This is a genomic window from Bradyrhizobium sp. 179, from assembly GCF_023073535.1.
Classification (GTDB): domain Bacteria; phylum Pseudomonadota; class Alphaproteobacteria; order Rhizobiales; family Xanthobacteraceae; genus Bradyrhizobium.
Genome location: NZ_JADPJR010000058.1, coordinates 73898 through 99246, shown reverse-complemented (window position 1 = coordinate 99246; position 25349 = coordinate 73898). Strand labels below are relative to the sequence as shown.

Sequence of the window (25349 nt, the reverse complement as noted above, 5' to 3'; positions counted from 1 at the left end):
GCCCATGCACAAGCCGGCCGCGAAGCGCGAACAGGGCAAGAATCCGCCCATTGTCGAGGTCAAAGGCGAGAACGGCGATGACGTGGCGCCGCCGCCGCCCGAGCTGCTCGAACCGGACCCCGAACTGTCGCCCGAAGAAGCCGAGCAGGCCCGCAAGGACTATCTGCTGACGCGTTTCTGGATCAGCGCGCGCGGCTTCTGGGCCGCAACGGCGACCGCATGGCCTGGCCGTTCTCGATCGGCCTCGGCATGCTGATCGTCCTGACCGTCGGCTTCCAATACGGCATCAACGTCTGGAATCGCGCGATCTTCGACGCCATCGAGAAGCGCGATGCGACGAGCGTCTTCCATCTCACGGCGCTGTTCTTCCCGCTCGCAATCGGCAGCATCGTGCTCGGCGTCGCCCAGGTGTTCGCGCGGATGAGCATCCAGCGGCGCTGGCGAGCCTGGCTCACGAGCAGCGTGCTGACGCGCTGGCTCGCCAACGGCCGCTATTATCAGCTTAACCTCGTCGGCGGCGACCACAAGAATCCCGAATACCGCATCGCCGAGGATCTGCGCATTGCGACCGACTCGCCGGTCGATTTCCTCGCCGGCGTCACGTCCGCGCTGCTGTCGGCCGTGACCTTCATCGTCGTGCTCTGGACCATCGGCGGCGCACTCACCGTCAGGCTCGGCGGCTCAAGCCTCACCATTCCCGGCTTCCTGGTGATCGCCGCGATCCTCTACGCCGCGATCGCCTCCAGCTCGATTTTGGTGATCGGCCGCCGCTTCGTGCAGATCTCCGAGGACAAGAACCAAGCCGAAGCCGATTTCCGCTACACGCTGACGCGCGTGCGCGAACATGGCGAGAGCATCGCGCTGCTCGGCGGCGAAGAGGAGGAGCGCGACGGCATCGACCGCAATTTCACCAGCGTACTTCGGCAATGGGCGCGCCTGGCCGGACAGCACATGCGGACGACGCTTGTCTCGCAGGGCTCCAGCCTCGTCGCGCCCGTGGTCCCTCTCCTGCTCTGTGCGCCAAAATTCCTCGACGGCAGCATGACGCTGGGACAAGTCATGCAGGCGGCCTCCGCCTTCACAATCGTGCAGAGCGCGTTCGGCTGGCTGGTCGACAATTATCCGCGACTCGCCGACTGGAACGCCTGCGCGCGGCGCATCGCCTCACTGATGATGTCGCTCGACGGTCTCGAACGTGCCGAGCAAGGCGATGGGCTTGGCCGCATCAAGCGCGGCGAGACCAGCAATGACGCCATGCTGGAGTTGAAAGACCTTTCTGTCACGCTGGACGACGGCACCGCCGTGGTCGGCGAGACGGAGGTGGTGATAGAGCCGGGCGAGCGGCTTCTGGTCGCCGGCGAATCCGGCACCGGCAAGAGCACGCTGGTGCGCGCTATCGCAGGGTTATGGCCGTGGGGCGGCGGCAGCGTCAATTTCCATCCCGACCGTCGGCTGTTCATGCTGCCGCAGCGGCCCTACGTACCCGCGGGATCGCTGCGCCGCGCGGTAGCCTATCCCGGCGCCGCCGAGGATTGGACGATCGAGGAGATCGGCAAGGCCCTGCGCAAGGTCGGCCTCGATCACCTCAAGGAGAAGATCGAGGAGGAGGCGCCGTGGGACCAGACGCTATCAGGCGGCGAGAAGCAGCGCCTCGCCTTTGCGCGGCTGCTGCTGCACAGCCCCGACATCATCGTGCTCGACGAGGCCACATCCGCGCTCGACGAGAAGAGCCAGGACAAGATGATGAAGATGGTCACCGACGAGCTGCCGAAGGCGACCATCGTCAGCGTCGCACATCGCGCCGAGCTGGAGGCTTTCCACAGCCGCAAGATTGTGCTGGAGCGCCGCAAGGGCGGCGCCAGGCTCGTCAGCGACGTCGAGCTGATCCCGCGCAAGGGCAAGCGCAGGCTGCTCGGCCGCTTCCTGCGCCAGCGCATGGCCCCGCCGAAGCAGGCGGCGTGACTTTCGCTTCGCCGTCCCGGCCGTAATCGTCCGCATCGAGCGTTGGAGTCCCTCGCAAAACCGGCTATGCATGCGCCGCCTGCAATGAGGACCGCCTGCTTGACGACCGACAACGCCCCTTCGTCCGCGCCGTTCGGCGCCTTTGCGCCGAATGCGGCGCAGGCCGCTCTCATTCGCCTGGCCCAACAGTCCGGGCTGAAGCGCGGCGCATTCCGGCCCTGGATGTCGCGGCTGGTCAACCTGCTGCGCGGCGGCCCGGTCGACGTGCAATATCAGGGCGCTTCGTTCCGCTTCTATCACCAGGGCAGCGCGACCGAGCGCGGTGCGCTGTTCAATCCCGACTACAATCTCGACGAGCTCGATTTCCTGCGTGAGCACACCCCGGCGGGCGGCACATTCGTCGACGTCGGCGCCAATGTCGGCACGTTTGCGCTGGTGATGGCGCGGCAGGTCGGCACCACAGGCAAGGTTGTGGCGATCGAGCCGCATCCGACGACGTTTGCGCGGCTCGCGTTCAATCACGCCGCATCGAACGCGACACAGGTGCGCCTGGTGCAGGCCGCTGCCGGTGACAGCAACGGCGAGCTGATGATCGAGAGCGGCGGCGGTAATCTCGGTGCCACGCACGTCGTCACCGGCACGGCGAGCGCTGATGCGATCAGGGTCCCCTCGCTGCGCCTGACCCGTATCCTCGACGAGGCTGGCGTCACGCAGATCGATTCGCTCAAGATCGACGTCGAAGGCTTCGAGGACCGCGTGCTGATCCGCTTCTTCCGCGACGCGCCGCCATCGCTGTGGCCTCGCGCCGTGGTAATCGAACACTTGTCTCAAAACGAATGGCAGCAGGATTGCATTGCCGACATGGTGGCGCGCGGCTTTTCCATCGCGCGCAAGACGCGCAGCAATACGTTCCTGTCGCGCTGACAGGGACGAACAACGGAGGTTGCGATGCTGGATCACATGGGATTCTCGGTCTCCGACTATGAGCGCGCCAAGGCGTTCTACGCCAAGGCGCTGGCCCCGCTCGGTTACAGCCTGATCATGGAAGTGACGGCCGAGCAGACCGGGCACGCCGCAGCCGCAGGGTTCGGCGCCGACGGCAAGCCGGATTTCTGGTTCGGCGGCGAAGGCGCGATGAACAAGCCGGTCCACATCGCGATCGCAGCCAAGGACCGCGCCACGGTGGACGCGTTCTACAAAGCGGCGATAGCGGCGGGCGGACGCGACAACGGGCCGCCCGGCATCCGCCCGCATTATCATGCGAACTATTACGGCGCCTTCGTGCTCGATCCCGACGGGCACAACATCGAGGCGGTCTGCCACGCACCGGAATAAGCCGCGCTGCACACCGGCGAACAGGGAACATCGGCACGGCATCATCGTTATCGTCCTCTGGGCCATTGATCACGAAGGTGCCGATGCCAATCGAGCCGCCAGAGATTCCACCGACAACACCGGGGACTCCAACCGAGCCGCCTCCTGGAATTCCGCCGGGCAATCCGCAACCCGACATCACGCCGCCGATGCGCGAGCCCGGCGAAACACCGCGGCCGGATGAATTGCCCGGCCATGTTCCCGAAGAGATTCCACGACGCGGGCCGAACGGACCGCTCACGCCCAATCCCGCGACGGACGCGCGTTCGCCGCGGGATCACACATGAGGCGAGCGATCACATGCGGGGCGATTGCAACATGCGTCTGAATGCGCAATGAACGTCGTCATAATGAAGTTATTTGCGTGCAGAAATAAATCGGGCCCCGACTGCTTGGCCCGCCACATTCCGGCCTAACGCGTAGCTGTTCATCCCAACACTTCGTCAAAGAACCTTCCGGGGAAGCTCACCACCATGACCAACCTTCGTCTCGTGCTGCTTGCAACGACGGCCCTGACCGCGATGCAATTCGCAAGCTCCGCATCGCATGCGCAAAGTGCGCCGCCGCTCGTCGTCGCGCAGGCCCAGCCACAAGAGACTGGCCCTGACGGAAAACCGAAGCAGCCTCCGAAGGGCCCGCCAGCGGCCGCGCCACCTGCGGCGCCCGCGCGCCCGGCCGCACCGCCGCCCGCGGCTGCACCGCCGCATCCGCCCGCCGCGCCTCCGCCGGCCGCCGCACCGCCGCGCCCGGCAGCGCCGCCCCCGCCTCCGCCTGCGGCCCGTCCGGCGCCGCCGCCACCTCCGCCGCCTGCCGCACCGAAGCAGCCTTCGCCGCCGGCTGCGGCGCCGCAGCAGCATGCGCCGACACCGTCCCCTTCGGCACCGCCTGCAGCACGTCCGGCTCCCACGCCGCCAGCACCTCCTCCCGCCGCAGCTCCGCAGCAGCATGCGCCGACGCCACCGCCACCTGCGGCTCGCCCGACACCGACACCGACGCCGCCTCCTGCCGCGCAGCCGCATACGCCGCCTCCGGCGCCGTCTGGCGCACGCCCGGCTCCGACGCCGCCGGCCCCGCCCGCAGCAGCGCCTCAAGGCCGCCCGGCGCCGACGCCTTCGCCTTCGCCCGCAGCGCCGACGGCACGACCTGGCGCGCCTGCCCCGACCGCCACGCCTGCACCGACTGCGACACCAGCCCCGACGCCTGCGCCGACCGCGACGCCGGCTCCCGGGAGCACGCCCGGCGCGCCGCCGGCTGGACGCCCCGGTGCACCGCTGCCCGGACGCCCGGGCGCGCCACCGGCTGCAGGATCGCCAGCTCCCGGTGCAACGCCCGCTCCAACGGCGACACCGGCACCAAGTCCCGGCACCCCGACGCCGCTGCCCGGACGTCCCGGTGCAGCACCGACGCCTGCTCCCGGCGCAACACCGGCCCCGGGCGCAACACCGACGCCTGGCCCTCAGGGGGGTACGCCGCCTGCGGGTGCGCCCGCTGCCGGAACTCCGCCCGCGTCGCCGCAAGCCGGCGCCCCGGCCCGGCCGCCGGCGCCTCCCGCCGGTGCCGCGGCGCCAACTGTCGTCCCTGGCACGGCGGCCGCAGCACCGCCGCCGAACCGGGCGCAATACGCTCCGCCCACGGTCGCGCCGGCCTTCCGAGCCGCGCCCACCGTTGCAGCACCGTTGCCGCCTCCGCCGCGTCCGCCGCAGCGTGACCTGACGCCGCTCGCGATCGGCGCAGGCGTGGTGGCCGGCGTCGCGATCGGCGCCACCATCGCCGACCTCCACAACCAGCGGCGCGAGGTCGTCGAAGGCGGCCGCACCGTCTACACCGAGCCGGATCGCATCATCATTCGCGATCCGGGCGGGCAGGCCTATGTCCGCGGCAACGATCTCTATCGCTTCCGCTACGGCGCCCGCGACATCCGCACCGACACAGTCGGCGGCGAAACCCGCACCGTCGTGGTCCGCCCTGACGGCAGCGAGGTGATCACCGTGGTCGGTGCGGACGGTTCGCTGCTGCGCCGAATCCGCAGGGACCCCGGCGGGCGCGAGATTGTCATCATCGACAACAGCTACCGGGATCCGCGCGCGATCGGCGGGTTCTATGTCGACGTGCCGCCGCCGGTGGTCAACATTCCCTATGATCGCTACATCGTCGATGCCCAGGAGGCGTCGCCGGACGTGATCTACGCGACCATGCAGGCACCGCCGGTGCAGCGGATCGATCGGCGTTACTCGCTCGACGAGATCCGCTACAGCCCCAATGTTCGCATGCAGATGCCGAGCATCGACGTCAACACGATCAACTTCGAGACCGGATCGTGGACCATCCCGCCGGACCAGGCGGCCCGGTTGCAGGTGATCGCCGACGGCCTCAACCAGGCGATTCAGCGCAACCCGCGCGAGGTGTTCCTGATCGAGGGACATACTGACGCGGTTGGCAACGAGGTCGACAATCTATCGCTGTCGGACCGCCGCGCACAGTCAGCGGCCGAATTGCTGACGCAGCAGTTCGGTGTGCCCGCGGAGAACCTGACGTCGCAAGGCTACGGCGAGCAGTATCTGAAGGAGCAGACGCAAGGGCCGAGCCTGATCAACCGGCGCGTCACCATCCGCCGCATCACACCGCTGCTCAATGGCGGCCAGGCCTCGCTGCCGCCGCCCCCGCCCGGCACCGCGCCGCCGCGCTGAGACGAAGCATTACGAACGCAAATGGCCGGGAGCGATCCCGGCCATTTTTTTCGAACAGCATCGCCGCTACGGCCGAGCAGCCAGCCCAAGCGCGTCGACCATGAGGCGAAAGATCTCGGTATTGTCCATCGAACCGCGCACACCATCACTGCCTGGCCCTGCCGCCGTGAGGATGACGTCCTCACCCGAATGCACACTGGCGCCGATCATCGCCGGCAGATTGCCCGGGCGCAGCACGACGCCTGGAACATCCTTGTATTTGTCGTTGGCCTTGAAGGTCCCATCCTCGCCACCCTTCACGGTAGGCTCGTTGGGATTGTCGAGCTTCGGGCGGAACGTCTCGTAATGGTCCGGCAGACTGGCCGAGAAGATGGCGAGCCGCCGGCTCACGTCGACGCGTGCCGGATAGCCCTCCGCATCCGCAGCCGGATAATTGGGAAATCCGGCCTGCTCGTAGACGCCGACGCGCTCGCGCAGCGGCACGTTGGGCGCAGTGCCCATGTCGTCAATCACCGTACCGACGAGGCTGTTGGGATGATTGTGGTCCGCCACCACCAGAATGAGGGTGTCGTCGCCACGCGCATGCGCCCATTCACGTGTCTGGCGCACAGCATTGTCGAGCATGATCGTGTCGTAGACGGCTCGCTCCATGTCGAGCAAATGCGCGTATTTGTCGATCATCCCGGACTCGACCATCAGGAAGAAACCGGCCTCATTCCGCGACAAGAGTTTCAGCGCCGCCTGCACCTGCTCGGTCAGGTCGGGCTGCTCGGGGAATTTCCTGACGCCGCCGCCCTTCAGGAACTTGCGGTCCAGTGCGCCGTCCATGTTTCCCGTTGCGAACAGGCCGAGCAGCTTGCCCGTCTCCGGCTTGGCCGCGAGAGCGCCGAGCTCACGCGCGGTGGTCGCCACCTGATAGCCTGCATCGCGAAACTTCGCGATGTAATCGGTCTCGTCCTTGCGTTTCGAGCCGGCGGCGGATTTCGGCAGAAAATTTGCGCTGCCGCCGCCCATCAGCACATCCGGCTTCGCCGCGAAGAATTGCTCGACGATCTCGTCATAGGCGGCGCGCCGGCGGGTGTGCGCAAGCATCGCCGCCGGCGTCGCGTCCTCGATCTCGGTATTGGTGACGATACCGATCGCCATGCCGAGCCGCCTCCTGGCGAGGCTCGTGATGGTTTCGACCCGTGGATCGTCGAACGGGCTTGCGGTGCGGTCCGCATAGACGCCCAAAGCGTTGACGGCGCTCTTGTGCCCGGTCGCATAGGCGCTGGCCGAATTCGCAGAGTCCGTGATGATCGAGTCCGAGCCTGCGGTCGCCACCAGTGCCATGTGAGGCATGTCGTCGATGGCGAGCTTGCCGCGGCTCTTGCCCTCCGAAATGCCCTTGGACAGGATGCGGGCTGCGACCCGATGCGCCGGCGACATGCCATCACCGATGAACAGGATGACGTTCTTCGCCTTGCGCGGACCCGTGTCGTAGACCGTCCATGTGACGCTGCGCTGGCGCGTGCCGTCGCTCACGTCCACGGCAACGCTGCCCGGCGTAGTCAGTGTAACGTCGCGCAGGACCAGGGCCGACTGTTCCTTGCCGTCCTCGCGATCGACGAAAATCCCGGAGCGGCCGAACGCGACTGCGTAATCTGTGCCGTTCACCGTCACCTTCAACTTGGCCGGGTCAACCGGCCCGGGGAGTTCGACCTTAAAATCGAATTGAGCTCCGGCCAGGATCTCGGCACGATCAATGGGATAGATCGTCTGTGCCGACACTGACGTTGCCCAAAGAAGGACGATGAGAGAGGCGACGGCCGACTGCTTGACCATGTTCGATGCTCCGCGCTGCCCATTCCGGGGGAAGCTAGGAGCCTAGCGGCCCTCAATGACACCGTCATTATGTCGTGCATCGCCCGATCGCCGCGACAAAGGGCTCAATCCTTGTCGCTCTCCAGCCGGAAGATCTGCGAGCCTTCGCTGCCCGACAGCAGGCCGGTGTCGCTGTAGAGCTTCAGCTTGCTGCGCGTGTCGGCGATGTCGAGATTGCGCATGGTGAGCTGACCGATTCGGTCGGCAGGCGTGAAGGCGGCGTCCTCGACCTTCTCCATGCTGAGCCGCTCGGGCGCGTAGGTGAGATTGGGACTCTCGGTGTTGAGGATCGAGTAGTCGTTGCCGCGGCGCAGCTCCAGCGTGACTTCGCCGGTGACGGCGCGCGCGACCCAGCGCTGCGCGGTCTCGCGCAGCATCAGGGCCTGCGAGTCGAACCAGCGGCCCTGATAGAGCAGCCGGCCGAGACGCATGCCGCTGATGCGGTACTGCTCGATGGTGTCCTCGTTGTGGATGCCGGTGACGAGGCGCTCATAGGCGATGTGCAAGAGCGCCATGCCGGGCGCCTCATAGATGCCGCGGCTCTTGGCTTCGATGATGCGGTTCTCGATCTGGTCGCTCATGCCGAGGCCGTGGCGGCCGCCGATCGCGTTGGCCTCGAGGAACAGCGCGACGGCATCAGAGAAGGTCTGGCCGTTGAGCGCAACCGGCTGGCCTTCTTCGAAACGCACCACGACCTTCTCGGCCTTAACGGCGCAGTCGTCGCGCCAGAACGGCACGCCCATGATCGGGTTGACGATCTTGATGCCGCTGTCGAGGCTCTCGAGATCTTTCGCCTCGTGCGTGGCGCCGAGCAGATTGCTGTCGGTCGAATACGCCTTCTCGGCGCTCATCTTGTAGGCAAAGCCCTGGGCCGTCATGAACGCCGACATCTCGGCGCGGCCGCCGAGCTCGTCGATGAACTGCTGGTCGAGCCAGGGCTTGTAGATCTTCAAAGCGGGATTGGTTAGCAGGCCGTAGCGGTAGAAGCGCTCGATGTCGTTGCCCTTGAAGGTCGAGCCGTCGCCCCAAATGTTGACGCCGTCCTCCTTCATCGCCGCGACCAGCATCGTGCCGGTGACGGCGCGCCCCAGAGGCGTGGTGTTGAAATAGGTGATGCCGCCGGTCGAGATATGGAAGGCGCCCGACTGGATCGCGGCGATGCCTTCGTGGACGAGTTGCGTGCGGCAATCGACCAGCCGGGCCTTCTCGGCGCCGAACTCCATCGCCTTGCGCGGAATCTCGTTGTAGTCGGCCTCATCAGGCTGGCCGAGATTGGCGGTGTAGGCGTAGCAGCGTGCGCCCTTCTGCTTCATCCAGAGCAGCGCCGCAGAGGTGTCGAGGCCGCCCGAAAAAGCGATGCCGACTTTCTCACCCTTGGGCAGGCTTTTCAGGATTGTGGTCATGGGGCTTCCAATCGGGTCACAAGGGCTGATGTCGGGCCGGGTTTGACCCGCGCGAATATCAAATTTCGCACGCCTCGGCACCTCTTTAATGGCTCAAATCGACGGCTCTGGACCTGTCTTGCGGCCGAACAGGCGCTGGCGGAGCCGGTAGGCGGGCCAGTTCAGCCGCGTCAGGGCCGCGTCGACCGCCTCGTCCGAAAACCGCGTTCGAGGCCAGCGGTAAATCAGCGCGTAGGCGAACCAGATCACCACGAAGGTGACGAGGCCGGCAATCGAGACATCGGTGAAGAAGTGGCCGCCGAAGGCCATACGCAGCCCGCTGGTCACAGCGCCGAACACCACGGCGGCCGTATAGGCGAGCGGCCGCCACGCCGGCGGAGCGAGAGCGGCCGGTGCCAGCGTCCAGAACGCGGTCGCGCCTTCCCCGGAGAAGAACGAGCAGTTGCGCCCGCAGCCGCCGCGCGGATCCCACCACGGCACGAACTGCTGATCGCCAGCAAACTCGGTCACCACGACCGGACGCGGCCGGCCCCAATAATTCTTGAACGTCAGGTTGGTCAGAATGCCGGCCGACATCGTCAGCGTTACCAGCAGGAAGACGACCGTGCGCCCCGGCACCAGCAGCGGCCGGTCAGGCCGGATCATCTTGACGACGAGCGCGACGATCGAGGGAAGCGCGAATGCCCAGGCGATCCACATCGCCGCATCGCGCGCAAAGCCGGCCCAGCCGTTCAGCTTGAGCGGGAATGTCTTGGTCGCGGGGTCGAAGAACAGCGACGCGAGCTTGAGGTCGAGCTCGGGATAGAGGCCGAAGACAAGGCCGATCACGAGCCACAGCGAAAGGGCGATGAAGAGTCCAGTCCGGTTCATGGCGCGCGGTTTAGCGGAGCAGGGCGGAGATGAAAACCCCAACGGCGGTCCCCATCCTCCCCTGGAGGAGGATAAGAAGTCACCGCGCATCGGGCCTGGAATTCGACGGCAGCGGAGGTGGGGGCAGGTGCGAAGGCGGCGGGATGCGCCAGGCGCCTGCATTGCGGCCGGCGATCAGCCAGTAGACCACGCCGGCGACGATGCCCGCGCCCGTCATGATCTCCAGGTGGCGCCGCACGATACCCTCGAATTGGAACGTGTCGCCGTGGAAGGGGACGAGACCGAGATAGCAGGCGAGCCCGACAAGGCCGCCGCCTGCGGCATAAGCGAGCGCGCTGCGGATATAGAGCGCCTCGGTGATGGCAACGATCACCGCGGCCGGCACCAGGGCGAAGCCGGAGACGAAGATGAAGCCGAAGCCGAACAGGATGTCGATCGTGCCCTGATCGACGGGACCCGCGCCGAGGTCAGCGAATTCCGGAAACAGCAGCGCGACGACGACGATTATGCCGCCGACGAAGCAGGCGGCGAGGAAGCCGATGAAGATGACGACAAGGCGGCCGATCAGGGACATGACGTCACCTTCACCGTCGTTGCGAGGAGCCAGCCGGTCCCGCCTTCGGCGGGCCGGATGACAGGCTCCGCGACGAGGCAATCCAGACTGCCTCCGCGGAAAGATTCTGGATTTGCTTCGCTGCGCTCGCAATGACAAGGATGCGAAGGCGCAGGCATTACGTATCAATCCGTCATCGCCATCGCGCGCAGCGCCTGGCGTTCACGCGCCGAGAGCTTCTCCGTCTCTGATTTGAGCTGGCCGCAGGCAGCGAGGATGTCGCGGCCGCGCGGGGTGCGCACCGGCGAGGAATAGCCAGCGTTGAAGATGTATTCGGAGAACTTTTCGATCTGGTCCCAGTCCGAGCATTCATAGGCGGTGCCGGGCCAGGGATTGAACGGAATGAGGTTGATCTTGGCCGGAATGCCCTTGAGCAGCTTCACCAGCAATTTCGCATCGTCGAGCGAATCGTTGACGCCCTTGAGCATCACATATTCGAACGTGATGCGGCGCGCATTCGAGGCGCCGGGATAGTCGCGGCAGGCCTGCAGCAGTTCCTTGATCGGATATTTGCGGTTGAGCGGCACGAGCTCGTTGCGCAATTCGTCGCGCACCGCATGCAGCGAGATCGCGAGCATCACGCCGATCTCCTCGCCGGCGCGCACGATGTTCGGCACCACGCCCGAGGTCGACAGCGTGATGCGGCGGCGGGAGATGCCGATGCCTTCATTGTCGCCGACGATCAGCAGCGCATCGCGCACCGCATCGAAATTGTAGAGCGGCTCGCCCATGCCCATCATCACGATGTTGGTGACGCGGCGCGTGCCGTCTTCGCGATCGGCCCAGTCGTTGAGGCGATCGCGCGCCACCATCACCTGTCCCACGATCTCGCCGGCGGTGAGGTTGCGCACCAGGCGCTGGGTGCCGGTATGGCAGAACGAGCAGTTCAGGGTGCAGCCGACCTGCGAGGAGACGCAGAGCGTGCCGCGATCGGTCTCGGGGATGTAGACGCACTCGACCTCATGCGCCTTCTGGATGTTGTCGCCGCTCGGCAGACGCAGCAGCCATTTGCGGGTGCCATCGTTGGAGATCTGCTCGGCCACGACCTCGGGCCGGTCGACGGTGAAATGCTGCGCGAGCTCGGCGCGAATGCCCTTCGAAATCGAGGTCATCTCGTCAAAGCTCTGGGCGCCGCGGAAATAGAGCCAGTGCCACAGCTGCTGCACCCGCATCTTGCGTTGCGCCGGTGCGACACCGATCTCGCCGAGGCGATCGGCGAGCTCGGCACGCGACAGGCCGATCAGCGAGGGCCTCGCCGGCGGCACATAAGTTTCGAGCGGAGTCTTCTCCACCAGGATTGCGTTGTGCGGCTCGGTCGTCGGTTGCATTGAATGGACCTGATGGGTTTTGTCGTTCCGGGATTGGTCCGGAGGACCAGACCCGGAACCTCGAGATTCCGGGTTCGATGCTGCGCATCGCTCCGGAATGACGGTAAATCTGGAACAGCCCCTATATAGCAACCGGATCTGCCGATTGCGACCGCGGCTATGACTTAGCCTTACCGCCTGCAATCCTATCTTTTGCAGTCCTGGGCGATCTTATCGAGCGCCTGGGCGAGGCCCTTCAGCGAAAACGTGTCGGTCGTCTCGGTGCCCTTGGCCGAGACCCCCTTGACCACGAGATCGGCGGATTTGCGCATGGCTTCGACCATCCGCTCCTCCTCGGCCGCGTTCTTGATCCAGAGGCCATCGCCCTGCGTATACATCGCGAAAGCAGCGCCGCCGACCTCGGCCGTCGATTCCGAACCCGGTTTCAGCGCATAGCCGATCATGACCGAGACTTCGTTGTTGACCTTCTCGGCCGGCCGGGTCGACACGAACGCATAAGCAGGATCGCGCGGCCGGTTCGGCGGGTTGGTCTTCGACGACGAGGGCTTGGCCAGCGCGAAGCAGACCTTCTTGCCGTTCGGCGTGGCTGAATAGGCGCCCCAGGTGCCGAACTGGCCGATCAGGGTCGGCTCCGCGCCGCCCGCAACCGCCGCGGGCGCTGCCGCCGGTTTGCTCTCTGGCTTTGCCGCCGTCTTGGCAGTCGGATGGGCCGCTGGGGGCGCCGGCTTTGGTGCCGCCTTCGGCGCCGGTTGCGGCGTCTGCGCCCCAGCGAGATCGGCGATCCCGCACGTCATCATGCCGATCATCAAAATGAAAGATAGCACCCGCCACATGCTGGAGTGGTTCCCTCAATATTGTGACTGGAAGATGGCCCGGCCGTGTTTTGTCCCCCGGCAGGGATAGCCGGGAAAGTCCAATTTGGGAAGGCAGTTAGCGGGTTGTCAGCACTAGCCTCGAGATCGCGCGGCGCGCTGCTCGGCCCATTGCGCCTCGGTCCAGCCGAGCAGGTCCTCGGCCCCGGAACTGCGCAAATGCGCGCCTCCGTCGATCACCACCATCTCGCCATTGATATAGCCGGCGCGGTCCGAGACCATGAAGCTGGCGAGGTCAGCAAGTTCGCCGTGCTCGCCGGTGCGGCCCAGCGGGTTGCGGGCGGTCCAGCCTTCGTCGCGACCTTCAGGGCGGAGCTGCCCCGACGCGCCGGCGGTCGGGAACGGTCCCGGCGCGATGGCAACGGTTCGGATGCCCTTCGGACCCCATTCCACGGCGAGACTTTTGGTCATCGCCAGCAGCGCCGACTTCGCCATCGCCGAAGGCACGGTGAAGGCGCGGCCGGTGATGGTCGAGGTCGAGAGGATCGAGAGCACGACGCCGCCATGCTTACTCTCGATCCAGCGCTTGCCGGCGGCGAGCGTGCAATACATCGCGCCATGCAGGGTCGGCGCGAGGATCGCGTCCGCGGCGCGAAACGAGAGATGCTCGCTCTGCGCGATGAAGGTCGCCGCAGCATTGTTGACGAGGATATCGAGCGGCGCCTCGCGCCAGATCTGATCCATCATGTTGTCGACGGCCGCACCGTCGCGAACGTCGCAGGCGATGGTCGTGACTTTGCCACTGCTCTCTTTGCGCATCTCGCTCGCCGTTGCCTCGAGCCGGTCGAGCTTGCGGCCACAGATCACGAGCTCGGCGCCGAGTGCGAGGAAGCGACGGCCCATCGCCGCGCCAAGGCCGGAGCCGCCGCCGGTGACGAGGATGCGCTTGTCGTTGAGCAGGTTCGTTTCAAACATCGTTTGAATCCTTATCTCCGCGGATTTCGTCATTGCAAGGAGCGAAGCGACGAAGCAATTCAGATTATTTCCGCAGGGCGGACTCTGGATTGCCTCGCGGAGCCTGTCATCGGGCCGCGCTTTGCGCGGACCCGTTGGCTCGCAATGACGTGATGATAGGCCGAACAGAACGACCAACAAAGAATCCGGATTGTCCGGCTGCTCTAAATCCGGCAAAACCGGGCCAATCATAATTCCACTCGAAACGCTCCAGGTGCCCGCCATGAAAGCCATCCTCTGCTCGCAATATTGCCAGCCCGACGATCTCGTTCTGGCTGACGTGCCGGATCCGGTAGCAGGACCCGGCGAGGCCGTGATCGCGATCAAAGCGGCGGCGCTGAACTTCTTCGACATCCTGATGATTCAGGGCAAGTATCAGATCAAGCCGCCGTTCCCGTTCTCGCCGGCCGCTGAAGTCGCGGGTGTGATCGAGAGCATCGGCGCTGGCGTCACTGATCTGAAGGTCGGCGATCGCGTTGTCGCCTCGTGCGGCCACAATGGCGCACGCGAGAAGATCGCGCTGCCGGCGGCCTCGATTGTCAAGATCCCGGACAATCTCGACTATGATCGCGCGGCCGGCATCATCATCATCTACGGCACCGCGCTGCATGCGCTGGAGGATCGCGCCAGTCCGAAGCCGGGCGAGACGCTCGCGGTACTGGGCGCAGCCGGCGGCACGGGCCTTGCTGCCTGCGAGCTCGGCAAGCTGATGGGCCTGAAGGTGATCGCCTGCGCCTCATCGGACGAGAAGCTCGCATTCGCCAGGGCGCACGGCGCCGAGCTGACGCTCAATTACGCCAAGGAGGATTTGAAGGAAGGTTTGCGCAAGCTCACCGACGGCAAGGGCGTCGACATCATCTTCGATCCCGTGGGCGGTGCTTACGCCGAGCAGGCGCTGCGCTCGATCGCCTGGGAGGGTCGCTTCCTTGTGATCGGCTTCGCCGCCGGCGACATTCCGAAGATGCCGCTGAACCTCGCACTGCTGAAGGGCTGCGACATCCGCGGCGTGTTCTGGGGCGCCTGGACCCGGCTCAACCCGGCCAAGAATCGCGCCAATCTGGAGAAGCTCGTGAAGTGGACGGCGGAAGGCAAGATCTCCTCGCATGTCGACCGGACCTTCCCGCTGGCCCAGACCGCGGACGCGTTGAAGGTGCTCGCGGGACGTCAGGCGATGGGAAAGGTGATCTTGCACCCGTGATTGCGACTGCGCTGGCTGTCGCGAAGATATGCGCATGACAGCTGAGTTCATGGCACCCCATTCCTAGACCGCCACCTGGTAAGGTCTCCTCAACCAGCGCGGGCAAAATTGAGGTGCATTCCACAACCTCGCCCGAATCAAACCCAAATATTTCCCGATTCGTCCCCATCGCCGTCGCTTTTTGGGCTGATTCAGATTGCGATTTACCGGCTCCAGTTTGCTGGGCGCTCCTGGACAACAACAAAAAAACTGAAACCGGTATGCCCCGCGTCGTGTCAGTCTTGGGGAGCATCACCATGGAGACGACGGCGTTCCGTCCGTCCAGGGAATCGAGGGCATTCGATTCCGATCAAGCCGCATCACATCCGTCCACCGCATCGTACATCCGTGCGCGCGCCGCACGGATCGATCTGTCACCCGACGATCCAATTCCACTATTCCTGTCCGATCCGCGCGGTGCCCCGAACCCGGACGAATATACCTCGCTGGAGTTGCGTCCCCGGGTCAGAATTGTGCCGCGTGTTCTTGCGGGCGGTCTCGCAGCCGTTCTCGTGGCGTCCATTCTGGCAATTCTGGCCGCGCTGTTTCAGTCCGACCTTCGCGGCATCTTCGATGCCGGTGGCTCGGCAGTCGTCGCGCTGGAGCAGGCGGTGGCCTCGGCCAACCCGTCGGTCATACCGCAGAGCCCGCGCAAGGATTCGGCGCGCGTGACCGATCCACGCCTGGCGAGCGCTGACACGCAGGATCTTCCTGCACCGCCGAGCCGCGAGGAGATCGCGACCGCCTATCAGACCGCGCTGCAAGCCCAGACGCCTGTGCCTCAGCCCGCGGCGGCACCGCCTGCGCCCCCTCCGCCCGCCAGCACGCTCGACGCCGACACGCTGGCCGGGCTGATGACGCGCGCGAAGAGCCTGTTGGGAATTGGTGACATTGTTGCGGCCCGCCTGCTGCTCGAACGCGCCGCCAATGCACAGGATGCGGCAGCGGCGTTTCTGCTGGCCCAGACCTATGACCCGGCCGTGCTGGGCACTAGCGACGCGCGGCGCATCGCCGCTGACGCGACCGCCGCGCGCGACTGGTATCAAAAGGCCGCGGCACTCGGATCGGCCGAGGCGCGGCAGCGCCTCGCCCAGCTTCAGAACTAGATCGTTTCAGGGGGACATCATGCGTAACGCTTTGGGAATGGCGCTTGCCGCCATTATGACGATCTGTGCCTTCGCGGCGCGCGCCGATCAGACCGAATACGATCCCGCCAAGGTCTCTGACGGCCTGAAGGCCATCTTCCAGTTCGGCTCGACCTCGACCAAGCAGGCGCTGAACGCAAACACGGTCACGCTGATCACCGGCACGATCGGCGGCACCTATGTGCAATTCGGCGCCGACCTCGCTTCCGTGCTCGACGACGGCAACAAGATCCGCGTGCTGCCGATCGTCGGCCGCGGCTCGGTGCAAAGCGTCGCCGATATCCTGTTCCTGCAAGGTGTCGATCTCGGAATCGTGCGCGCCGACACGCTCGACTATCTCGAGCGCAAGGATTTTGCCACGGGCATCAAGAAGCAGTTCACCTATGTCACCAAGCTCTACAATGAGGAGATGCAGGTGATCGCGCCAAGATCGGTCGCGACGCTCAAAGACCTCGAAGACAAGACGGTGAGCGTGGACCTGCCGAACGGCGGCACCTTCGTCACGGCGCTCACCGTGTTCGAGCGGCTCGGGATCAAGGCGAAATTCGTCTATGTCGAGCAGCGCATCGCGATGGAGAAACTGAAGGCCGGCGAGATCGACGCCGTCATCGTGGTCGGCGGCAAGCCGTACAAGTCGGTCTCGACCTTCGGCAATGACGGCCGCTTCCATCTTGCGAAGGTCGACTATGCAAAGCCCCTGCAGAGCGATTATCTGCCGGCAACGCTGACCGCCAAGGACTATCCGAACCTGATCAAGGAGGGCGAGAGCGTGGACACGATCGCGGTGCCTGCGGTGCTCGCGGCCTACAACTGGACGCCCAACACCGAGCGCTATCGCAAGCTCGCGCTGTTCGTTGACGCGTTCTTCACCAAGTTCCCCGCGCTCCAGAACCCGCCCTTCCATCCCAAGTGGAAGGAGGTCTCGCTCGCGGCGCCTCTGTCGGGCTGGAGCAGATTGCCGGTGGCGCAGCAATGGCTCGACCGGCACGGCGTCGAGCCGGTGACGCGCCAGCGCTTCGAAGCGTTCCTGAAGCAGAGCCCGGCGGCCGCGCAGGTGTCCGATGCGGACAAGGAGACGCTGTTCAAGCAATTCCAGGCATGGGACGCGGAGAAGGCGCGTGCGGGGGAAAAGAAGTAGTGGCGCCGTCACTCCTCCGCCTTATCCACCCCGCGCTTCAGCGCGGCACGGGCGGCCTCGCGGTGCTCGTTCGTGATGTGGCCGGCCACCATGCGGATCGCGGTGGCGAGCACGGCGGCGTCATCGGCGAAACCGAGGATCGGCATCACATCAGCGACGAAGTCGAATGGCAGGATGAAATAGGCGATCGCCCCCAGCAGCGAGGCCTGAACATGGCGCGGCGTCTGCCGGTCGAAGGCGCAGTAATAGGCCGCGAGCAGGTCTTCGGCGAACGGCAGTTGCGCGGCAACGCGCTTCAGCTTGCGCCAGAAGCGGCGGCGAACGCCCTCGCGGTCTTCCGCGAGCCGATCGGCGGGCTCAAAGCCGACGCTGTGTTCGGCAGCCATGCTCAAACTCCCCTTTCAGCCGGAGCGGCGGATCGCCGCGTCGCCTGCTGATCACAAGATGGGGATAAGGCCAGGAGCCGCAAGACGTCAGCCGGCAATGGCGTTCATCGCCTTGGCCAGCTCGATATCGAGCGCAGTAACGCCGCCGGCGTCATGGGTCGACAGCACCACCTCGACCGTCTTGTAGACGTTGCGCCATTCGGGGTGGTGATCCACCTTCTCGGCGACCAGCGCCGCGCGGGTCATGAAGCCGAAGGCCTGGTTGAAATCCTTGAAGACGAAGGTCTTCCCGATGGCGTCGCGGCCGGACATCTCACCCCAGCCCGGTAGTCCGCCGAGCGCCTGCTTGCGCGCCTCCGCCGATAGCCGCTCTGCCATGATCGCCTCCGTCGTTCAGGGGAACTTTACCCTAACGCCGTGTCGATGCCCGGGTTCATACGGGATTTCGTCCATCCGCTAACCATGAAGGAGATGTAACCCCGCCGGACAAGAAATTTGCTACAATTGCGGGCGTAAATCGCCGGCGAAGATGAAACTGAGCCTCAAGCGCCTGTTTGGGAGATCGATGACCGGGGGACTGAACCTGGCCGAAACGCCCTCTCCGCCTTCGCCGCGATCCGCGGCGCGGAAGACCGCGCTCGTGTCTCTGGCCCTCGTGCTTGCGATCGTCGGTGCGCTCGCCGGCGGTTACTACTTCGCGATGCGGCCGGTGACGCTGAAGATCGCGGTTGGTCCCGCCAGCAGCGATGACGTCAAGGTGGTGCAGGCGCTGACTCAGGCTTTCACGCAGAACAAGAGTCAGGTGCGGCTGCGCCCGATCCAGACCGACGGCGCCACCGCCAGCGCCAATGCCCTCGCGGAAGGCAAGGTCGATCTTGCCATCGTGCGCGGCGACCTCGATGTGCCGAAGAACGCGCAGGCGGTCGCGACGCTGCGCAAGAATGTCGTGGTGCTGTGGGCCGTAGCGGGCAAGGGCAAGAAGAAGGGCGCGAAGATCACCAAGGTGGCACAACTCGCCGGCCATCGCGTCGGTGTCGTCGGCCGCACCCAGGCCAACGTCAACCTGCTCAAGGTGATCCTCCAGCAATACGGCGTCGATCCCGCCAAGGTCGAGATCGTGCAATTCCCGGCCAACGAGGTTGCCGAGGCGATCAAGGCCCAGAAGGCCGACGTCTACCTCGCGGCCGGCCCGGTCAACAGCAAGATCACGGCGGACGCGATCTCTGCATCGGTCAAAGAGGGCGGCACGCCGACTTTCCTCGCGATCGATTCCGCCGACGCGATCGCGCAGAACCACCCGGTCTACGAATCCGCGGAGATTCCAGCCGGCGCCTATGGCGGTTCACCCGACCGCCCGGACGACGAGGTCAAGACCATCAGCTTTGCGCACCACATCGTGGCGCGCAAAGCTGTGTCCGAAACCACCATCGCGGCATTCACGCGCCAGCTGTTCGCCGTGCGCCAGCAATTGGTGACGGAATTCCCACTGGCGGCGAAGATCGAGACGCCCGACACCGACAAGGATGCGGTGATCCCCGTGCATCCCGGCGCCGCCGCCTTCGTCGACGGCGAGGAAAAAACCTTTCTCGACAAATACAGCGACTACATCTGGTGGAGCCTGATGGCGCTCTCCGCCATGGGCTCGATCGGCGCCTGGTTTGCCGGCTATCTGAAGAAGGACGAGCGCGACAACAACAGCCATTTGCGCGAACGCCTGCTCGACATGATCACGGCGGCCCGCAAGAGCGAGACGACCGAAGAGCTCGACCAGATGCAGGCCGAAGCCGACGTGATTTTGCGCGACACGCTGCGCTGCTTCGATCACGGTGCGATCGAGGAGGCCGCGCTCACCGCCTTCAACATCGCACTCGACCAATTCCATGCCGCCGTCGCCGACCGTAAGGCGGTGCTGTTCAGCCTGCCGCAGACGCCGCCCCGCACGGGCACGCAATTCAGAGCCGCCGGCAACGCGTAGCGCCTGCGCGTTATTGCTGCGTCACATTGTCTCAATATAGGGTCTGATCTCATCGTGGCGGCTGCCGCAAGGCACCCGTCCCTGGCGAAATCGGGACCGTCCCATGACCATCACATTCTCACGCCGCCGTTTCCTCACCACCAGCGCGGGCGCGCTTGGCACGATCGCGATGCCTTATCTGTCGCGAGCGGCTGACCGGCCTGCAGTCACCCATGGCGTACAATCAGGTGACGTCACGGTCGACGGCGGCGTGGTGTGGGCACGCACCGACCGGCCGGCTCAAATGCTGGTCGAGGTGGCGACGACGGAGTCGTTCAGGGACGCTCGCGCGCTGCCGCCGATCGCAGCGCTGCCCGAGAGCGACTTCACGGCCAAAATGCTGATCGAGAACCTGCCGGGCGGACAGGACATCTTCTATCGCGTGCGCTTCCGCGATCTCTCGCATAGCGCGGTCGAGGGCGAGCCGGTGACCGGCCGCTTCCGCACCGCGCCGGCCGACCGCCGCGATGTCAGCTTCGTCTGGGGTGGCGACGTCGCCGGCCAGGGCTGGGGCATCAACCCTGACGACGGCGGCATGTTCACCTTCGCCGCGATGCGCAAGCATCGTCCGGATTTCTTCCTGCACTCGGGCGATACGATCTACGCCGACAGCCTCATCCAATCCGAGGTGAAGCTCGCCGACGGCAAGATCTGGAAGAACGTCACAATCCCCGAGAAGGCCAAGGTCGCGGAGACGCTGGACGAGTACCGCGCCGCGCACAAATACAATCTGATCGACGACAACCTCCGCGCCTTCAATGCCGACGTGCCGATCTTCGTGCAGTGGGACGACCACGAGGTCACCAACAACTGGTCGCTATCGAAGGAGTTGCCGGCGTCATACAAAGTACGCGACATCACGCTGCTCGCCGCGCGCGCAACGCGCGCCTTTCACGAGATGTATCCGATGCGCGAGAGCATCACTGAACCGGGCCGGATTTATCGCCAGATCTCCTACGGCCCGCATCTCGACGTGTTCGTGCTCGACGAGCGCAGCTATCGCGGCGCGAACGGCGCCAATCTGGAAACGGAATACGGACCGGCCAGCCACTTCCTCGGACCCGACCAGATCGCCTGGCTCAAGCGCGGCCTGTTGAATTCGCGCGCGACCTGGAAGGTGATCGCCTCCGACATGCCGCTCAGTCTCATCGTCGCGGACACGCCGAAAGGCGGATCGGAAGCGATTGCGCAAGGCGACGGCCCGGTACGCGGCCGCGAGTTCGAGATCGCGGACATCCTTCGCTTCATCAAGATGGCGTCGATCAGCAACACGGTGTGGCTGACCGCGGACGTACACTATGCCGCCGCGCATTATTACGATCCGAACAAGGCACAATTCCAGGATTTCGAGCCGTTCTGGGAGTTCGTCTCGGGTCCGCTGCATGCGGGCACTTTCGGTCCGAACGCGCTCGACAACACCTTTGGGCCGGAGGTGCGCTTCGTCAAGGCACCGGGCAAGGACAGCCAGAACCTGCCGCCGTCTGCCGGGATGCAGTTCTTCGGCCACGTCAAGATCGACGGCGCCTCCGGCCAGATGACGGTGAGCTTGCGCGACCGCGCCGACGTGGCGCTGTGGTCGACCACGCTCGACCCGAAATCTGCCTGAACCTCAGCGACCGCGCGTCCGCAGCGCAGCCTCCAGCGCCTCGCTCGAGCACGGCTTTTGCAGCCGCGGCCGCGCCGCAAATTCGGGCGGAATCCACGTTTCGGCACCATAACCGGTGACGAAGACAAATGGGACGTTCAGCGCCACCAGTCGCTCGGCGATCGCAAAGCTCTTCTCGCGGTTCAGCTCGACGTCGAGCAGGGCGAAATCGGGAGCACCTTTCGCGATCGCGTCCAGCGCCTGCGTCACCGACCCGGCGGTGCGCACCTGCCTCACGCCAAACCCGAGCAGACGGTCCTCGAAATCGATTGCAATGATCGGATCGTCCTCGACGACGAGGACGTCGGCAGGACATGGGAAGCCATCGAGAAGTGCGGGTGCCATGATCGCATCTTGGAGCGAGAGGTTTTTCTGATCAGGACAGCCGCGCCACGACGCCTGCGCCCAGCGCATCGGAGGGTTCCCGGAACGAAACCACCACATCACAGTTCTTCAGTCTGTCCACTTGTGCACACAGGAAACGGACGGAACCCGGTATTGTGGAAAAGAGCACGGGGGGTTCACGATGGATGCGCGTATCGGCAGTACAAGCGAGGTCGACAGCCGGCCGATCAACAATCTGTTGCGGCGCCTGAGCCCGGCGGATTACGCACTGCTCGCGCCGCACGTCATCATCGAGGACTGCGCGGCCGGCGAACTGCTCTACAATCCCGGCGATGACGTCCAGGTCGTCCACTTCCCCTGCGGACCCTCGCTTGCGACCTTTCTCGTCCCTAACGAGGATGGCCGCGACGTCGAGACCATCCTGGTCGGTCGTGAAGGCGCGGTGGGCGGCATCGTCAGCGAGGGATTTCTGCCGGCCTATACCCGCATCTGCGTGAAGTTCGGCGGCCCATTTTCGCGCATTCACGTCGGCAAACTGGAAGCAGCCAAGACACGTTCGCCGTCACTGCGCAACATCTTCGCCCGCTATGCCGATTGCATGCTGGCGCAAATCTTCCAGTCGACCGCCTGCAACGCCATCCACTCGATCGAGCAGCGCACCGCCAAATGGATCTTGGCAGCAATGGAGCGTACCGGCGACGAAAGCAGCGTGCCGCTGACGCATGAGCAGCTTGCGACATTGCTCGGAGTGGGGCGCAGCTATGCGAGCCGCGTGCTCCAATCGTTCAAAGCCGAAGGCGTGCTCGACACGAGGCGCGGTTCAATCCTCGTCCGCAGCCGCGACGGCCTTCGCCTGCGCGCCTGCCTCTGCAACGATGCTGTCAAGCTGCACTTCGAGGAAGTGCTGCGAGGCGTCTATCCAACGGAGGAGCGGGAGGCCGGATAGCGAACCTAGTCTCGCCTCTTCTCCCTTGTGAAGGCAGTGCACATGGGAGAGGACATGAGCGCTCCGCTGGCGTGATCGTGCTATGCTCTCCGCCGCATGAGCGGGGCTTTCCTTCATACGGTCTTCGATATTGCAGCATGGCTGGCGGCGGCAGCTGCCGTCTACTGGCTGTCGCGACAGGGCTTGCGGTTTCCTGTGCAATCCTTCGAAATGTCCTACATCGCCGCCCTGGTGTTCGGCGCAGGCGTCGGCGCCTACCTGTTCGGGTCGGTCAATCTGTGGCTGTCGGGCCAGAGCGGCGTTGCGCGCTCGGTCGAGGGTGCGCTCGCCGGCGGCATCGTGGCGATCGAGCTCTACAAATGGTCCGCAGGCATCACGGCGCGAACCGGCGCCCGTTTTGCCCTGCCGCTGGCGCTCGGCATCGCGGTCGGCCGGATCGGCTGCTACTTCGCGGGCCTCGACGATTTCACCTATGGCACGCCCACGGCGCTGCCCTTTGGCCATGATTTCGGCGACGGCCTTCTTCGCCACCCGGTGCAGCTCTATGAGAGCACCGCCATGGGCGTGTTCGCGCTTCTCTATGTGCTGGCGGTCTTGAACCGAAACGGGTTTGTGGTCACCAATGGTTTCTACCTGGTGCTCGTCTACTATGGAGCGCAGCGCTTCCTGTGGGAATTCCTCAAGCCCTATGGCACGCTGATCGGCCCCTTCACGCTGTTTCACCTGCTGTCGCTGTCCATCCTACTCTACGCCGCATTCATGCTGGCGATGGCGCCCAAAGCGAGATCCCTGCATGAACGCGCCGTTGCGTAAGTCGCGCCCCTATATCTTCTGGGGCCAGACCCAGTCGCTGTGCGAGACCTGCCTGAAGCTGGTGCCGACCAAGATCCAGATTCTCGGCAACGAGGTCTGGTACGAAAAACGCTGCCAGCAGCATGGCGTCCAATCAACGCTGGTGTCGACGGACACGGCCTATTGGCATCTGTGCAAGGATTTCATCAAGCCTGGCGATCGGCCGCTGCAATTCCAGCAGCGGACGGAATTCGGCTGTCCCTATGATTGCGGTCTGTGCGCCGACCACGAGCAGCATTCCTGCCTGGCGCTGATCGAGATCACCGAGCACTGCAATCTCACCTGCCCGGTGTGCTTCGCCGAATCCTCACCGGCGCGGACGCGGTTCACGCCACTCGCAACGGTCGAGAGGATGCTGGATGCGCTGGTCGCGAGCGAGGGCGAGGCCGACCTGGTGCAGATTTCCGGCGGCGAGCCGACGCTGCATCCGGATTTCTTCGAGATCCTGGACGCCGTGCGCGCCCCACCCGATCCGCCACGTCATGATCAACACCAACGGCCTGCGCATCGCCCGCGAGAAGGATTTCGTGGCGCGGCTCGCCGAGAACAAGCGCGGGCTGGAGGTCTATCTCCAGTTCGATTCGCTGCAGCGCGAGCCACTGATCAATCTGCGCGGCGCGGACCTTCGAAAAATCCGCCAGCAGGCGCTGGAGAATCTTGAGCATTACGGCGTGTCGACCACGCTGGTCGCAACCATCAAGCGCGGCGTCAACGATGCCGAGATCGGCGACATCGTCCGCCACGCGCTCACCTGGAAATGCGTGCGTGGGGTCACGCTGCAGCCGGTGCAGGACGCCGGCCGTAACGAGAACTTCGACAAGAACACCGACCGCATCATGCTGTCGGAGATCCGCAAGCGCGTGATCGAGACCGACGTGTTCGGCGACAAGGACATGATCCCGCTGCCCTGCAATCCCGAAAGCATCTCGATCGGCTACGGCCTGCGCAACGGCGAGAACGTGCTGCCGCTGACCTCGCTGATCCCGCAGGAGCAGCTCGTCGCGGTGATGCCGAACACGATCAGCCCGGAGAAATATCCGGTGCTGAAGGAGAAGTTTATTGACCTCTTCTCGCTGTCGTCGGGCCCGCTCAACACCCCCGAACGCGTCTGCGAACTGCTATGTTGCCTGCCGAGCTTTCAGGTGCCGCAAGGGCTCACTTACGAGAACGTGTTCCGCGTCACCATCGTGCAGTTTCTCGATCGCTTCAATTTCTGCGTCGGCAACGTCAAGCGCAGCTGCATCCATTTCGTGACGGAGCAAGGCTCGATCATTCCGTTTGACACCTACAATCTGTTCTACCGCAACGGAAACATCGACGGCGTTCGCGCGGCCCTCGCTGCACAGACGACCGACGGAGTCTTGCAAGCATGAGCATCAGCAACATACCGCCGCCGGGACTGCCTCCTGCCCCGGCGAACAAACGCGGCGGCTGCCTGACCGCCCTCATGGCGATCTTCGGGCTGATCATGCTGCTGCCGGGTGTCTGCGCCTTGCTCTTTGGCGGAATGTCGGTCGTCGAGGACGGCCGGATCGCCTCCGACATCGCACCGCTGGTCTTCCTGGGCCTAGTCGTGGGAATCGGCGGGATTGCCCTGATCTGGGCGGCGATCAAGGGGCGGCGCGCTTAACGCCGCTATTCGCCTAACCCCCGGAGATTCCCGGACAAAATTCAGTCAACCAACGGCCAAAGTACACATTGTTTTTTGGCTGTTT

Annotated in this window: 22 protein-coding genes and 2 pseudogenes; 14 read left to right on the top strand and 10 right to left on the bottom strand. The window is 65.0% G+C overall.

All coding sequences use genetic code 11. The features are described from left to right. The first annotated feature begins 4 nt into the window (after nt 1-4). The 5 genes and pseudogenes from IVB12_RS14370 (at nt 5) to IVB12_RS14350 (ending at nt 6023) form a co-directional block, all read left to right on the top strand. A pseudogene (locus IVB12_RS14370) lies at nt 5-1962 on the top strand (ABC transporter ATP-binding protein/permease). Nucleotides 1963-2061: 99 nt separating this feature from the next. Beyond that, nucleotides 2062-2886 (top strand): FkbM family methyltransferase, encoded by an 825-nt coding sequence (locus tag IVB12_RS14365; RefSeq protein WP_247299888.1) that lies wholly within the window; start codon nt 2062-2064, stop codon nt 2884-2886. 24 nt (nt 2887-2910) lie between these two features. Further along, nucleotides 2911-3297 carry a VOC family protein gene (locus IVB12_RS14360; protein ID WP_247276134.1) on the top strand — a complete coding sequence of 129 codons (387 nt, stop codon included), beginning with the start codon at nt 2911-2913 and terminating at the stop codon, nt 3295-3297. 83 nt (nt 3298-3380) lie between these two features. Further along, entirely contained in the window at nt 3381-3623 is a 243-nt protein-coding gene (locus tag IVB12_RS14355; RefSeq protein ID WP_247299885.1) for a hypothetical protein, read from the top strand. 186 nt (nt 3624-3809) lie between these two features. Beyond that, nucleotides 3810-6023, top strand: coding sequence for an OmpA family protein (locus IVB12_RS14350; protein WP_247299883.1), 2214 nt, complete (start codon nt 3810-3812; stop codon nt 6021-6023). A gap of 66 nt (nt 6024-6089) precedes the next feature. Here IVB12_RS14350 and IVB12_RS14345 read toward each other — a convergent pair whose 3' ends face one another. The 7 genes from IVB12_RS14345 to IVB12_RS14315 all read right to left on the bottom strand — a co-directional run bounded on the left by IVB12_RS14345 (nt 6090) and on the right by IVB12_RS14315 (nt 13887). Further along, nucleotides 6090-7847: an alkaline phosphatase gene (locus IVB12_RS14345; protein WP_247299881.1), complete on the bottom strand. Its 1758-nt coding sequence runs from the start codon at nt 7845-7847 to the stop codon at nt 6090-6092. A gap of 104 nt (nt 7848-7951) precedes the next feature. Beyond that, the gene (gene argG, locus IVB12_RS14340) at nt 7952-9289 is read right to left on the bottom strand and encodes an argininosuccinate synthase (RefSeq protein ID WP_247299880.1); all 1338 of its coding nucleotides are present in this window, start codon (nt 9287-9289) and stop codon (nt 7952-7954) included. 93 nt (nt 9290-9382) lie between these two features. Continuing rightward, on the bottom strand, nt 9383-10159 hold the full coding sequence (locus IVB12_RS14335; protein WP_247299878.1) for a phosphatase PAP2 family protein: 777 nt from the start codon (nt 10157-10159) through the stop codon (nt 9383-9385). A gap of 79 nt (nt 10160-10238) precedes the next feature. Then, nucleotides 10239-10733 (bottom strand): hypothetical protein, encoded by a 495-nt coding sequence (locus IVB12_RS14330; protein WP_247299876.1) that lies wholly within the window; start codon nt 10731-10733, stop codon nt 10239-10241. Nucleotides 10734-10897: 164 nt separating this feature from the next. Beyond that, nucleotides 10898-12100 (bottom strand): 23S rRNA (adenine(2503)-C(2))-methyltransferase RlmN, encoded by a 1203-nt coding sequence (gene rlmN, locus IVB12_RS14325; protein WP_247299873.1) that lies wholly within the window; start codon nt 12098-12100, stop codon nt 10898-10900. Nucleotides 12101-12285: 185 nt separating this feature from the next. Beyond that, nucleotides 12286-12933, bottom strand: a complete 648-nt coding sequence (locus IVB12_RS14320) for an invasion associated locus B family protein (protein ID WP_247299871.1) — start codon at nt 12931-12933, stop codon at nt 12286-12288. A gap of 114 nt (nt 12934-13047) precedes the next feature. Next, nucleotides 13048-13887 (bottom strand): SDR family oxidoreductase, encoded by an 840-nt coding sequence (locus tag IVB12_RS14315; protein WP_247299869.1) that lies wholly within the window; start codon nt 13885-13887, stop codon nt 13048-13050. Between the two features lie 262 nt (nt 13888-14149). Here IVB12_RS14315 and IVB12_RS14310 point away from each other — a divergent pair, with 262 nt between their 5' ends. From IVB12_RS14310 to IVB12_RS14300, 3 genes are all read left to right on the top strand, one after another. Beyond that, nucleotides 14150-15124, top strand: a complete 975-nt coding sequence (locus IVB12_RS14310; RefSeq protein ID WP_247299867.1) for an NADPH:quinone oxidoreductase family protein — start codon at nt 14150-14152, stop codon at nt 15122-15124. Between the two features lie 113 nt (nt 15125-15237). Then, a complete protein-coding gene (locus IVB12_RS14305; protein WP_247299865.1) occupies nt 15238-16269 on the top strand; it encodes a hypothetical protein in 1032 nt (343 codons plus the stop codon). Between the two features lie 19 nt (nt 16270-16288). Then, the gene (locus tag IVB12_RS14300) at nt 16289-17446 is read left to right on the top strand and encodes a TAXI family TRAP transporter solute-binding subunit (protein WP_247299864.1); all 1158 of its coding nucleotides are present in this window, start codon (nt 16289-16291) and stop codon (nt 17444-17446) included. Nucleotides 17447-17454: 8 nt separating this feature from the next. On the opposite strand, the gene IVB12_RS14295 is transcribed toward IVB12_RS14300, so the two are convergent. Next, nucleotides 17455-17832: a YkvA family protein gene (locus IVB12_RS14295; RefSeq protein ID WP_247280031.1), complete on the bottom strand. Its 378-nt coding sequence runs from the start codon at nt 17830-17832 to the stop codon at nt 17455-17457. A gap of 87 nt (nt 17833-17919) precedes the next feature. After that, complete coding sequence (locus tag IVB12_RS14290; RefSeq protein ID WP_247299861.1) at nt 17920-18210, bottom strand: 4a-hydroxytetrahydrobiopterin dehydratase; 291 nt, start codon at nt 18208-18210, stop codon at nt 17920-17922. A 151-nt stretch (nt 18211-18361) separates the two neighbouring features. Between IVB12_RS14290 and IVB12_RS14285 the strand changes: the two genes are divergently transcribed. Both IVB12_RS14285 and IVB12_RS14280 read left to right on the top strand, forming a co-directional pair. Next, a complete protein-coding gene (locus IVB12_RS14285; protein WP_247299859.1) occupies nt 18362-19807 on the top strand; it encodes a TAXI family TRAP transporter solute-binding subunit in 1446 nt (481 codons plus the stop codon). 103 nt (nt 19808-19910) lie between these two features. Then, nucleotides 19911-21452: an alkaline phosphatase D family protein gene (locus tag IVB12_RS14280; protein WP_247299857.1), complete on the top strand. Its 1542-nt coding sequence runs from the start codon at nt 19911-19913 to the stop codon at nt 21450-21452. A gap of 3 nt (nt 21453-21455) precedes the next feature. Here the strand turns inward: IVB12_RS14280 and IVB12_RS14275 are convergent, their stop codons facing one another. Further along, the gene (locus tag IVB12_RS14275; protein WP_247299855.1) at nt 21456-21836 is read right to left on the bottom strand and encodes a response regulator; all 381 of its coding nucleotides are present in this window, start codon (nt 21834-21836) and stop codon (nt 21456-21458) included. 181 nt (nt 21837-22017) lie between these two features. Here IVB12_RS14275 and IVB12_RS14270 point away from each other — a divergent pair, with 181 nt between their 5' ends. The 4 genes and pseudogenes from IVB12_RS14270 to IVB12_RS14255 all read left to right on the top strand — a co-directional run bounded on the left by IVB12_RS14270 (nt 22018) and on the right by IVB12_RS14255 (nt 25264). Continuing rightward, on the top strand, nt 22018-22782 hold the full coding sequence (locus tag IVB12_RS14270; protein WP_247299853.1) for a Crp/Fnr family transcriptional regulator: 765 nt from the start codon (nt 22018-22020) through the stop codon (nt 22780-22782). 96 nt (nt 22783-22878) lie between these two features. Continuing rightward, nucleotides 22879-23595: a prolipoprotein diacylglyceryl transferase family protein gene (locus IVB12_RS14265; RefSeq protein WP_247299851.1), complete on the top strand. Its 717-nt coding sequence runs from the start codon at nt 22879-22881 to the stop codon at nt 23593-23595. Continuing rightward, a pseudogene (locus IVB12_RS14260) lies at nt 23576-25007 on the top strand (radical SAM protein). Before IVB12_RS14265 ends, IVB12_RS14260 begins: the two are co-directional and overlap by 20 nt. Next, complete coding sequence (locus IVB12_RS14255; protein WP_247299849.1) at nt 25004-25264, top strand: hypothetical protein; 261 nt, start codon at nt 25004-25006, stop codon at nt 25262-25264. The pseudogene IVB12_RS14260 and the gene IVB12_RS14255 overlap by 4 nt, the downstream one beginning before the upstream one ends. Nucleotides 25265-25349 lie beyond the last annotated feature (85 nt).

Bases quoted from the DNA above. Each gene is read 5' to 3' on its own strand.
- IVB12_RS14265 (WP_247299851.1), top strand. From the start codon at position 22,879: ATGAGCGGGGCTTTCCTTCATACGGTCTTCGATATTGCAGCATGGCTG.
- IVB12_RS14300 (WP_247299864.1), top strand. From the start codon at position 16,289: ATGCGTAACGCTTTGGGAATGGCGCTTGCCGCCATTATGACGATCTGT.
- IVB12_RS14345 (WP_247299881.1), bottom strand. From the start codon at position 7,847: ATGGTCAAGCAGTCGGCCGTCGCCTCTCTCATCGTCCTTCTTTGGGCA.
- IVB12_RS14350 (WP_247299883.1), top strand. From the start codon at position 3,810: ATGACCAACCTTCGTCTCGTGCTGCTTGCAACGACGGCCCTGACCGCG.
- IVB12_RS14280 (WP_247299857.1), top strand. From the start codon at position 19,911: ATGACCATCACATTCTCACGCCGCCGTTTCCTCACCACCAGCGCGGGC.
- IVB12_RS14275 (WP_247299855.1), bottom strand. From the start codon at position 21,836: ATGGCACCCGCACTTCTCGATGGCTTCCCATGTCCTGCCGACGTCCTC.
- IVB12_RS14295 (WP_247280031.1), bottom strand. From the start codon at position 17,832: ATGGCTGCCGAACACAGCGTCGGCTTTGAGCCCGCCGATCGGCTCGCG.
- IVB12_RS14330 (WP_247299876.1), bottom strand. From the start codon at position 10,733: ATGTCCCTGATCGGCCGCCTTGTCGTCATCTTCATCGGCTTCCTCGCC.
- IVB12_RS14285 (WP_247299859.1), top strand. From the start codon at position 18,362: ATGAAACTGAGCCTCAAGCGCCTGTTTGGGAGATCGATGACCGGGGGA.
- IVB12_RS14335 (WP_247299878.1), bottom strand. From the start codon at position 10,159: ATGAACCGGACTGGACTCTTCATCGCCCTTTCGCTGTGGCTCGTGATC.
- IVB12_RS14315 (WP_247299869.1), bottom strand. From the start codon at position 13,887: ATGTTTGAAACGAACCTGCTCAACGACAAGCGCATCCTCGTCACCGGC.
- rlmN (WP_247299873.1), bottom strand. From the start codon at position 12,100: ATGCAACCGACGACCGAGCCGCACAACGCAATCCTGGTGGAGAAGACT.
- IVB12_RS14360 (WP_247276134.1), top strand. From the start codon at position 2,911: ATGCTGGATCACATGGGATTCTCGGTCTCCGACTATGAGCGCGCCAAG.
- IVB12_RS14320 (WP_247299871.1), bottom strand. From the start codon at position 12,933: ATGTGGCGGGTGCTATCTTTCATTTTGATGATCGGCATGATGACGTGC.
- IVB12_RS14290 (WP_247299861.1), bottom strand. From the start codon at position 18,210: ATGGCAGAGCGGCTATCGGCGGAGGCGCGCAAGCAGGCGCTCGGCGGA.
- IVB12_RS14255 (WP_247299849.1), top strand. From the start codon at position 25,004: ATGAGCATCAGCAACATACCGCCGCCGGGACTGCCTCCTGCCCCGGCG.
- argG (WP_247299880.1), bottom strand. From the start codon at position 9,289: ATGACCACAATCCTGAAAAGCCTGCCCAAGGGTGAGAAAGTCGGCATC.
- IVB12_RS14355 (WP_247299885.1), top strand. From the start codon at position 3,381: ATGCCAATCGAGCCGCCAGAGATTCCACCGACAACACCGGGGACTCCA.
- IVB12_RS14310 (WP_247299867.1), top strand. From the start codon at position 14,150: ATGAAAGCCATCCTCTGCTCGCAATATTGCCAGCCCGACGATCTCGTT.
- IVB12_RS14270 (WP_247299853.1), top strand. From the start codon at position 22,018: ATGGATGCGCGTATCGGCAGTACAAGCGAGGTCGACAGCCGGCCGATC.